This is a genomic window from Delftia sp. SD018, assembly GCF_017355445.1.
Classification (GTDB): Bacteria; Pseudomonadota; Gammaproteobacteria; order Burkholderiales; family Burkholderiaceae_C; genus Comamonas; species Comamonas acidovorans.
On sequence record NZ_JADDRN010000036.1, the window covers coordinates 38557 to 48764 of the forward strand.

The following is a 10208-nucleotide window of genomic DNA, read 5'->3' on the forward strand; positions in this document are numbered from 1 at the left end:
AGCCCCTGTGCGGCCGGTGCCGCCCAGGGGCTTGAAATCAGAGGCCTTGCTTGAGCGAGGCTTCGATGAAAGCGTCGAGGTCGCCGTCCAGCACCTTCTGGGTGGCCGAGATTTCGACGTTGGTGCGCAAATCCTTGATGCGGCTGTTGTCCAGCACGTACGAGCGGATCTGGTGGCCCCAGCCCACATCGGTCTTGGTGTCCTCCAGCTTTTGCTGCTCCACCATGCGCTTTTGCATCTCGTGCTCATAGAGCTTGGAGCGCAGGCGCTGCCATGCCACGTCGCGGTTGCTGTGCTGGCTGCGGCCGTCCTGGCATTGCACGACGATGCCGGTGGGCATGTGCGTCAGGCGCACGGCCGAGTCGGTCTTGTTGATGTGCTGGCCGCCCGCGCCCGATGCGCGGTAGGTGTCGGTGCGCACGTCCGAGGGGTTGATCTCGATCTGGATCGAGTCGTCGATCTCGGGATAGACGAACAGCGAGGCAAAGCTGGTGTGGCGGCCGCCCGAGCTGTCGAACGGCGACTTGCGCACCAGGCGGTGCACGCCGGTTTCGGTGCGCAGCAGGCCGTAGGCGTACTCGCCCTCGATGTGGATGGTCGCGCTCTTGATGCCGGCGATGTCGCCCGGCGTTTCTTCCTCGACCGTGGCCTTGAAGCCCTTGCGCTCGGCGTACTTCAGGTACTGGCGCAGCAGCATGCCGGCCCAGTCGCAGGCTTCGGTGCCGCCGGCGCCGGCCTGGATGTCCACGAAGCAGTTCAGCGGATCGGCTTCCTTGCCGAACATGCGGCGGAACTCCAGCTCCTCGATCAGCGGCTGCAGCTTGGCGGTCTCGCCCTCGATGGTGAGCAGGCCGGTCTCATCGCCTTCTTCCTTGCTCATCTCGAACAGCTCGGCGTTGTCGGCCAGCTCGGTGGTCAGCTTTTGCAGCGTCAGCACGACGCCGTCGAGCAGCTTCTTTTCCTTGCCCAGCTCCTGGGCCTTCTTGGGGTCGTTCCAGACGCTGGGATCTTCCAGCGAGGCGTTTACCGTGCGCAGTCGTTCGTACTTTGCATCGTAGTCAAAGATACCTCCGTAGATCTGCCGCACGCTGCGACAGATCTTCGAGGGTGTTGCCGATGAGGTTGATGCGTTCTGCTTCCATGATGTGTTCCGTTCTTCTGATGAATGTGTTCTTGGCCGAATCGCCGATTTTCTCATGCTGGGGCATCGTGCCGGGGCAAGCGCCCGCCGCGCCGGCCTGGAGGCGCGCTGCCGTGTGACGATGGCTTTCAAAACAAGGGCTTGCAGCGGCCGATCATGGCAGATTTGAAGGGCTTGGCCATGGCAATGCGCAGGTTGCAGCGTGGACCCTGGCTTGTTCTGGCTGCAGACCTCCCGGAAAAAAGGCCCGGCCAGCTGGAGCTGGTCGGGCCTTGGCAGGCATGTCCGCCCCCGGCGGGGCGGGCGAAAACCTGGTTCAGAAGGTTTCCCAATCGTCGTCGGAAGCCGTGCTGGCCGCCTTGGCCTTGGCTTTGGCCGATGCCGTCACGGCAGGCCGGGCCGGCTGTGCTGGCTGGGCCGGGCGCGCGGCGCCTGCCGGAGCAGGGGGTGCACCGGCCGCACCGGTCGCACCGGTTGCACGGGTCGCAGAAGGCAGGGCGGCCGAAGCACGTGCGGGCACCGCGCGTTTGGGAGCGGAAGGCGCCAGATGCGGACGGGGCGCCGTCGGCGCGTGGCGGGGCGCTGCCACGGCGGCGGCCTGGTTGACGCCACGGCTGTTGCCCAGCATGCCGGTGGACGGCGAGAGCTTGAACACGCTGACCACTTCGGCCAGCGCCTTGGCCTGGGCCTGCAGTGCGCCGGTGGCCGCCGCCGATTCCTCCACCAGTGCGGCGTTCTGCTGGGTCATCTGGTCCATCTGCGTGACGGCCTGGTTGACCTGCTCGATACCGGCCGTCTGCTCATGGCTGGCGGCCGAGATCTCGCCCATGATGTCGGTCACGCGGCGCACGCTGGCCACGATCTCCTCCATGGTCTTGCCGGCCGAGTCGACCTGGGCGCTGCCTTCCTCGACCTTGCCCACCGAGTCGTCGATGAGCTGCTTGATCTCCTTGGCGGCGGCGGCCGAGCGCTGGGCCAGGGTGCGCACTTCCGAGGCGACGACGGCAAAGCCGCGTCCCTGGTCACCGGCGCGGGCCGCTTCCACGGCGGCATTCAGCGCGAGGATGTTGGTCTGGAAGGCGATGGAGTCGATGACGCCGATGATGTCCACGATCTTGCGCGAGGCATCGTTGATGGCAGACATGGTCTGCACCACCTGGGCCACGGCCGAGCCGCCGCGCACGGCGACCTGGGAGGCGGCGGCGGCCAGCTGGTTGGCCTGCTGGGCGTTGGCACCGTTTTGCTTGACGGTGGAGGTCAGCTCCTCCATGGAGGCGGCGGTCTGCTCCAGCGAGCTGGCCTGTTCCTCGGTGCGGGCCGACAGGTCCTGGTTGCCCGAGGCGATCTGGCCGCTGGCCGTGGCGATGGAGTCCGTGCCCTGGCGCACCTGGCCGACGATGCGCTGCAGGCTCTCGTTCATGTGCTGCAGGGCCTGCAGCAGCTGGCCGGTCTCGTCCTTGCCATGCACCTCGATGCGGCTGCCCAGGTCGCCGGCAGCCACGGCCTGTGCCAGGCTCACGGCCTGCTGCAGGGGGCGTGCCACGCTGCGAGCGATCAGCAGCGCCATGCCCAGGCCGAAGAGGACGGCCCCCGCCAGCAGGGCGATCACCCACCAGCGCGCGGCGGTGAAGATGTCGTCGCCTGCCTGGTTGGCATCCTCGATGCCCTGGGCGTTGATCTTGAGCAGTTCGTCCAGCTTGGCGTTGATGGCACGGCTGGTCTTGACCGAATCGCCGCGCAGCACCTCGGACGCCTCGTCGGTGCGCAGGGCGTGGGACAGGTCCACGATCTTTGCCGTGTGCTGCGCGTACTGGCCCAGGTCGTCCTTGATGCCGGCCATCAGCTCGCGCTCACGCGCGGTGTTGGCATAGCGCTCGAAGGCCTGCTGGTTCTTGAGCAGCTCGGACCACAGCGCCGGCATGCTCTTGTCGTAGATGGCCATTTCATCCATCGAGGTGGCCAGCACATGCTGCATGGTCTGCGAGCGGTAGCGCTGCAGCTGGTAGCGCATCTCCATGATCACGCGCTCGGCGGGCATCCAGTGGTGCGCCAGATCGGTGGCCGTGCGGTTGACACGGTCCAGCTGGACCACGGAGAACAGGCCCAGGCCGGCGGTCAGCAGCAGCAGGGCGATGAAAGAGGCCAGCAGCTTGTGGGCCAGCTTCAGATTGCGGAAAAACATCATGGTGGGGAGTGCCGTACGGCGAGAAGCGAAAGCGGGTGAGCGGCGGTGGCTGCGAATCGAGGGGATGCGGTGGCGATCGGTGGCGATCAGCGGGACCGACACTCGGCCCCGCCATGCCGCAGTTATCGGTCACTTGCCGGCGAGGCTTAGGGAAAAATAGGTCCAGTCCGAATATTTATTGCGGATTGTTACTTTTTCCGGCCAAGGTCTCCGCGCGCATGGCCTGGTCCGCTCACATGCCCGCTCAGACGTCCGCTCACACGTCCGTCGCCAGGCCGGCTTGCAGGCTCGATGCCTGCAGCCACCGCTCCAGATCCGCTGCCGGCAGCGGGCGCGAGAACAGATAGCCCTGCGCGACCGGATAGCCCTGTTCGCGCAGGATGGTGTTCTGCGCCGCCGTCTCCACTCCCTCGGCCACCACGGTCAGGTGCAGGCTGCGGCCTATGCCCAGGATGGCGTTGCTCAGGGCCTGGGCGGCTTCGTCGTTTTCCAGGTCGGCCACGAAGCTGCGGTCCAGCTTGAGCTCGCTGACGGGCAGGCGGCGCAGATAGCTGAGGCTGGAGTAGCCCGTGCCGAAGTCGTCCATGGACACGCGCACGCCCTGGGAATGCACGGCCTGCAGCGTACGCATGGTGCCCGGGTTGGTGTCCAGCAGCAGGCTTTCGGTGATCTCCAGCGTGAGGTCCTGCGGCTTGAGCGCGTTGTGCTCCAGCGTGTCGGCAATCATGCGCGGCAGGTCCAGGTTGTGAAAGCTCGTGGGCGAGAGGTTGACCGACATGGCCGGCACGTCAATGCCCCGGCTGCGCCACTCGCCCAGTTGGCGGCAGGCCTCGCGCAGTGCCCAGGTGCCCAGCTCGCCGATCAGGCCGCATTCCTCGGCCAGCGGAATGAAGCGTGCGGGCGAGATCTCGCCGAATTCCGCGTGGCTCCAGCGCGCCAGGGCCTCCACGCCGTAGAGGCGCCCGTCCTTCAGGTCGAGCTGGGGCTGGTAGTGCAGTCGCAGGCCGCCGCTGCGCAGGGCGTCGCGCAGCGCCGTCTCCAGCACCAGCCGCTCCTGGGCCAGGCGGTTCATCTCGGGGCTGAAGAAGCTGTAGAGCCCGCGCCCGCCCGATTTGGCCTGGTACATGGCCATGTCGGCGCGGTGCAGCAGGGTCTCCATGTCGCGCCCGTCGGCGGGAAACACGGCAATGCCGCAACTGGCCGTGCTGGCCAGGGACACGTCGTCGATCATGCAGGGCTCGCCAAGTGCCGACTGCAGCCGCTCGATCACCTCGGCCGCCTGCGCACCGCCGCAGTGTGGCAGCACGATGACGAATTCATCGCCCGACAGGCGCCCGGCAATGTCGCCCGTGCGCAGCTCCGCCTGGATGCGCTGGGCCACGCTGCACAGCAGCCGGTCGCCGGCCGGGTGGCCCAGCGAGTCGTTGACCTGCTTGAAACGGTCCAGGTCGATGAAGACCACGGCCAGCTCGTGGCCCTCATGCGAAGCCACGGACAGCGCCTGCTCGGCCTGGGCCAGCAGCAGACTGCGGTTGGGCAGGGTGGTCAGCCCGTCGTAGAAGGCCAGCTGCCGGATGCGGCGGCGTGCCTGCTCGCGCTCCAGCGCCAGCGCGCACAGGTCGGTGCAGGCCTCCACCAGCCGCTGGTGGAAGGGATCGGGGCCGGGCCGGTCGAAATGGCGGTAGTAGAAGGCAAAGGTGCCGGCCACGCCGCCCTGCAGCCCGCAGATGGGCGTGGACCAGCAGGCCGTATACCCCAGCGGCAGGATGAGCTGCTTGAATTCGGCCCACAGCGGGTCGGTGGCGATGTCACGCACCAGCACGGGCCGGTTGTGGAAGGCGGCCGTGCCGCAGGAGCCGATATTGGGGCCGATGGGCACGCCGTCCAGCGCCGCCGAATAGGAGGCCGGCAGGCTGGGCGCGGCCAGCGGGCGCAGGCGGTTCTGGTCATCGACTTCCAGCACCGAGACCGCAATGTCGGGCGCAATGCGCTCGACCTCGCGGCACACCAGGTCCAGCACCTCGGTCAGCGGCTGGTCGCGGGCCATGGCCTCCAGGGCGCGCCGCTGCAGCACCTCGTGCATCTTGGCCTCGGTGATGTCGGTGATCACGGTCACCGTGGTGTGGAGGCGGCCATCGGGGCCCATGACGGGATTGGCCTGGGCGCTGACCCAATACCGCTCGCCGTCCTTGCCGACGAGGATTTCCTCGCGGTACACCGGCTTGCCTGCGTCCAGTTCGGCGCGGTAGGCGGCCGTGAATTCGGGCGAGGCATGGGGCACCAGCAGGGCGATGGGCGCACGGCCCACGACCTCTTCGCTGCTCCAGCCGAACATGCGGGTGAAGCCTGCGTTGACATAGGAGATGGTCCAGTTGCCGTCGGCGATCACCACGGCCGCATCGGTGGCATCGGCCACCAGGGACAGGCGCCGCAAATGCTCCTGCCGTCTGCGGTCGGCCTGCACCCGGGCCGTGATGTCGGTGGCAATGCACAGCACATGGCTGAGCGCGCCCTGGGTATCCAGCACGGGGGCATAGGTGGCCTCCAGCCAGCAGGTGCTGCCGTCGCGGCGCCGGTGTTCGCCCACGCGCGAAATCGTCTCGCCCCCGCCCCAGCGCTGGCGCCACCGGCCGTAGGCGTCGGGATCGGCATGTGCCTGGGTGCACAGGTCACTGTGCAGCAGGCCCTCGGCGCCCGAGGTGGAGTAGCCAAGAATGGCTTCGTAATTGGCGTTGGCGCGCATCAGCCGGCCTTCGGGCGTGAACTCCGCCAGCGCCATGGCCTTGTCCAGCGTGCTCCACAGCGCCTGCTGCCCTGCCGTGCCTGCTACCCGCGTTTCGAACATGGTTCGCTCTCCTGATGGATGCTGAGCTGATGATGATTGTTTCCAAATGATACCGATCCGGCGCAGCAGCTGGATGTCCAGCCACACCTGATCGCACGTGCTCCCTCTGTTCGCCCATGGATGGTCCGCCTGATGACACTCTTAGGCAAGTGCTGCCGCTGGTTACAATGATTTGAGAATGATTCTTGTTTGATGGTGCATCCCGCCTTCAAGCCATCGGGTCCCACCATGCCATCCGCCCCAGCCTCCAGCGCCGCCTCCAGCCCCTTGCACCGCGAAATCTCCACCCTCTATGCCGGCCACCATGGCTGGCTGCAGGGCTGGCTGCGCCGCCGACTTGGCAATGCCTGCGACGCGGCCGACCTGGCGCAGGACACCTTCATCCGCCTGCTCACCGCGCCTGCGGGCGACTTGCCCGCCCTGCGCGAGCCACGCGCCTACCTGGCCACGGTGGCGCGGCGCCTGCTGATCAACCACCTGCGCCGCCAGTCGCTGGAGCAGGCCTGGCTGCAGGCCCTGGCCGCGCTGCCAGCGCCGCAGGCGCCGTCGCCCGAGCAGCAATTGCTCATCCTGCAGGCGCTGCAGGAGGTCGATGCCATGCTCGACGGCCTGCCGCCCAAGGTGCGCGCGGTCTTCATCCTGTCCCAGGTCGAGGGGCTGACCTATGCGGCCATTGCCGAGCAACTGGGCATGGGCCTGCGTTCGGTCAAGCGCTACATGGCCCAGGGCATGGCCGAGTGCATCCTGCTGTCGGCATGAACGCCGTGGACTCCCAGGCCGCAGCGCCGCTGTCGCGCGAAATCGCCTTGCAGGCCGCCGAATGGTTTGTGCTGCTGCACTCGGGCGAGGCCAGCGAGGCCGACCACCGCGCCTTCGAGGCCTGGCGTACCCGTGCCGATGTCCATGCGCAGGCCTGGCTGCGCGCCCTGGCCGTGAGCCAGCGCGCGGGCAGCCTGCCGCCCGCACTGGGTGCACCGGCCCTGGGCCGCAAGCAGCGCCGCCTGGGCGCCATGGGCCGCCGCGACACCGTGCGCGCGCTGGCCCTGCTGATCACGGCCGTCCCCGCAGGCTGGCTGGCCTGGCGCGCCACGCCCTGGATGCAGTGGACCTTCACCCATGCCACGGCCACGGGCGAGCGCCGCGAATGGACGCTGGCCGATGGCAGCCGAATCGTGCTCGATACGGGCAGTGCCGTCGATGTGTTGTTTGACGAGGCGCTGCGCCGTGTCCACCTGAGTGAGGGCGCCGTCTTCATAGAGACCGCGCCCGACCCGCAGTCCCGGCATCGGCCCTTCGTTGTCACCACACGGCAGGGCAGGGTGCGCGCCCTAGGCACGCGCTTTGTCGTGCGCAGTGTCCGGGAGCGCAGCGAGGTGGCCGTGCTGCAGGGTGCCGTGCAGATCACCACCCGTGGCGGCGCCGCGCAGCAGCTGCAGGCAGGCCAGCAACTGTGGTTTGACGCCATGGGCATAGGCCGTGCCGAGCCTGCGGACGCCAGCGCCGCCCAATGGGCGCGCGGCCTGCTGGCCGCAGACAACATGCGGTTGGCCGACTTTGTGGCCGAGCTGTCGCGCTACCGCTCCGGCTGGCTGCACTGCGATCCGTCTGTGGCGGATTTGCGCGTCACCGGCGCCTTTCAACTGGGCGATGCCGATACCGGCACGGACGCCGTGCTCGCCAACCTCGTGCACCTGCTGCCCGTGCAGGTCCACTACCGCACGCGCTACTGGGTGACGGTGGCGGCGCGCGGTACACCACCGGCTTGAAATTTCTTTCGGAATCTGGCCCCTTTCTGCGGCAGGCCGTGTCCTGTTCGATGGCAACCGATTTCATCGAACGACTTCCGAAGGAAAAACAGACCATGGCTCTCCGGCCCGGCATGCGCAGCGTGGCGCGCACTCCCTCCCCCTTGCTCTTTCCGCTGTCCCGGACAGGCCTCGCCGTGCTCATGGCCGCGGGCCTGGCGGCAGGCGCCGCCTTGCCGCGCGCCGCGCTGGCCCAGGCCGGTGCGGCGGCCGCCAGCGCGGTGCAGCGTCCGTTCCAGGTGCCGGCAGGCCCGCTGGCCGCCGCGCTCACGGCGTTTGCCGCTGACGCAGGCGTGAGCATCAGTGCGCCGCCCGCCCTGGTGCAGGGCCGGCGCACCCAGGGCGTGCAGGGCCGCCTCACGGTGCGCGAGGCGCTGGACCGGCTGCTGGCCGGCACCGACCTGCAGGCGCAGGCGGCGGGGGAGGGCGGTTTTGTGCTGCGTGCGGTGCCCGAGGCCACCCAGGCATCGACCGTGCTGGGTGAGGTCAGGGTGACCGCCGCGGCCCCGGCAGAAAGCCCCTGGGGCAGCACCAGCGGGTATGTGGCGCGCCGGGCCAGCACGGCCACAAAGACCGATGCCTCGATTCTGGAGGTGGCGCAATCGGTGTCCGTCATCACGCGTGACCGCATGGACGACCAGGGCGTGCGCACGCTCAACGACGCCGTGCAGTACACGGCCGGCGTGCGCACCAACACGGGCGGGGCAAATCCTGCGGACGACAGCCTGTCGGTGCGCGGCTTCAGCCAGTTCTCGGGCAATTTCTACCTGGACGGGCTGCGCCTCATGCCGCTGGGCACGCTGGGCTTTTTCGGCATGGAGCCTTACGGGGCCGAGCGCATGGAGGTCCTCAAGGGGCCGGCCTCGGTGCTGTATGGGCAGAACTCGCCGGGCGGCATCGTGAACTTCGTGTCCAAGCGGCCTTCGGCCGATGCGGTGCGCGGCATGGAGTTGTCCGTGGGCAGCCATGCTCGCCGGCAGGCGGCCTTCGACCTCGGAGGGCCGGTGGGTGACGATGGCACGGTGAGCTACCGCCTGGTGGGGCTGGCCAGGGCGGCCGACCAGCAGATTGACTTCATGCGTGATGACCGCGTCTACCTGGCGCCCAGCCTGACCTGGGCGCCGGACGCGCGCACCAGCGTCACGCTGCGCGGCTTCTACCAGAAGAACCACGCCATGATGTCCACCAACGTGCAGTGGGATGCGCTCAACGGGCGCAACCCCAATGGCCGGCTGCCCCTGAACCGCTTCCTGGGGGAGCCGGGCTTCGACCGTGAAGAGACCGAGGTCGCATCGCTGGGCTACGACGCACGCCATCAATTCGACAGCGGCTGGACGCTGCGGCAGAACTTCCGCTACCTGCACGCACGCAACCACGAGCAGTACATGTTCCGCTACGGGCCGCTGATCGACGGCTCCATCACCAACCGGGAGATCGATTCGCGCGATGGCAAGGGCGGCGTCTATACCGTGGACACCAGCCTGTCGGGCCAATTCGCGGCGGCCGGCCTGCAGCATGAACTCATCGTGGGGCTGGACTACAACCGCAGCCGCTCCAGTTTCGACTCCTATATTGCCGACGGTCCGCAGCTGGACATCTACCGGCCCGTCTATGGCAGCTTCATCGACACCTCGCTGCTGCAGCCCGATGCGCTGCGCGATGAGCGCGCCCAGCAGGTAGGCCTCTACGTGCAGGACCGCATCCGCAAGGACCGCTGGGTGCTGGCCCTGGGCGGACGCCACGACTGGAGCCGCCTGGAGCAGACCAGCCGCCTGGCCGACCCCGTGTCCACCAGCGTGCGCAAGCCCAAATCCTTCACCGGCCGTGTCGGCCTGACCTATCTTGCAGACAATGGCGTGGCGCCCTATGTCAGCTACAGCGAGTCGTTTGTCCCTTTGATGGGCGCTGACCGCAACGACCGGCCCTTTGATCCGGAAACCGGCAAACAGGTCGAGGTCGGCGTCAAGTACTCGCCCGACGAGCGCAGCAGCTTCACGCTGGCCGCCTTCGAGCTGCGCCGGCAGAACGTGCTCACCACCGACCCCGAGAACGTCCGCTATTCCATACAGCAGGGCGAAGTGCGTTCTCGCGGCATCGAGTTCGAGGCGGCAGTCCAGCCAACGCGCGGGCTCAAGCTCCTGGCAGCGCTGACCTACAACCCCGTCAAGGTGACCCGGGCCCAGCCAGACCAGTGGGGCGGCAACGTGCAGGGCAAGTCGCCTTACGAAGTGC

At 68.1% G+C, this 10208-nt stretch carries 6 protein-coding genes; 3 read left to right on the top strand and 3 right to left on the bottom strand.

Going from position 1 to position 10208, the window contains the following annotated elements:
- Positions 1 to 37: 37 nt before the first annotated feature.
- From prfB to INR38_RS25675, 3 genes are all read right to left on the bottom strand, one after another.
- Positions 38 to 1142 (bottom strand): peptide chain release factor 2 gene (gene prfB, locus INR38_RS25665; RefSeq protein ID WP_013802816.1). Its coding sequence is split into 2 segments (ribosomal slippage): positions 38 to 1060 and positions 1062 to 1142, totalling 1104 coding nucleotides; the frame shifts between segments, so codons are not numbered across the junction.
- A gap of 315 nt (positions 1143 to 1457) precedes the next feature.
- Complete coding sequence (locus tag INR38_RS25670) at positions 1458 to 3326, bottom strand: methyl-accepting chemotaxis protein (protein WP_207444211.1); 1869 nt, start codon at positions 3324 to 3326, stop codon at positions 1458 to 1460.
- Positions 3327 to 3582: 256 nt separating this feature from the next.
- Positions 3583 to 6171 (bottom strand): EAL domain-containing protein, encoded by a 2589-nt coding sequence (locus INR38_RS25675; protein WP_207444212.1) that lies wholly within the window; start codon positions 6169 to 6171, stop codon positions 3583 to 3585.
- Positions 6172 to 6399: 228 nt separating this feature from the next.
- On the opposite strand from INR38_RS25675, the gene INR38_RS25680 reads away from it, so the two are divergent.
- The 3 genes from INR38_RS25680 to INR38_RS25690 all read left to right on the top strand — a co-directional run.
- Positions 6400 to 6930, top strand: a complete 531-nt coding sequence (locus tag INR38_RS25680) for a sigma-70 family RNA polymerase sigma factor (RefSeq protein WP_207444213.1) — start codon at positions 6400 to 6402, stop codon at positions 6928 to 6930.
- Positions 6927 to 7937: a FecR domain-containing protein gene (locus INR38_RS25685; protein WP_207444214.1), complete on the top strand. Its 1011-nt coding sequence runs from the start codon at positions 6927 to 6929 to the stop codon at positions 7935 to 7937. Before INR38_RS25680 ends, INR38_RS25685 begins: the two co-directional genes overlap by 4 nt.
- A 95-nt stretch (positions 7938 to 8032) precedes the next feature.
- A partial coding sequence (locus INR38_RS25690) for a TonB-dependent siderophore receptor (RefSeq protein WP_207476006.1) occupies positions 8033 to 10208 on the top strand: 2176 nt, incomplete at its 3' end.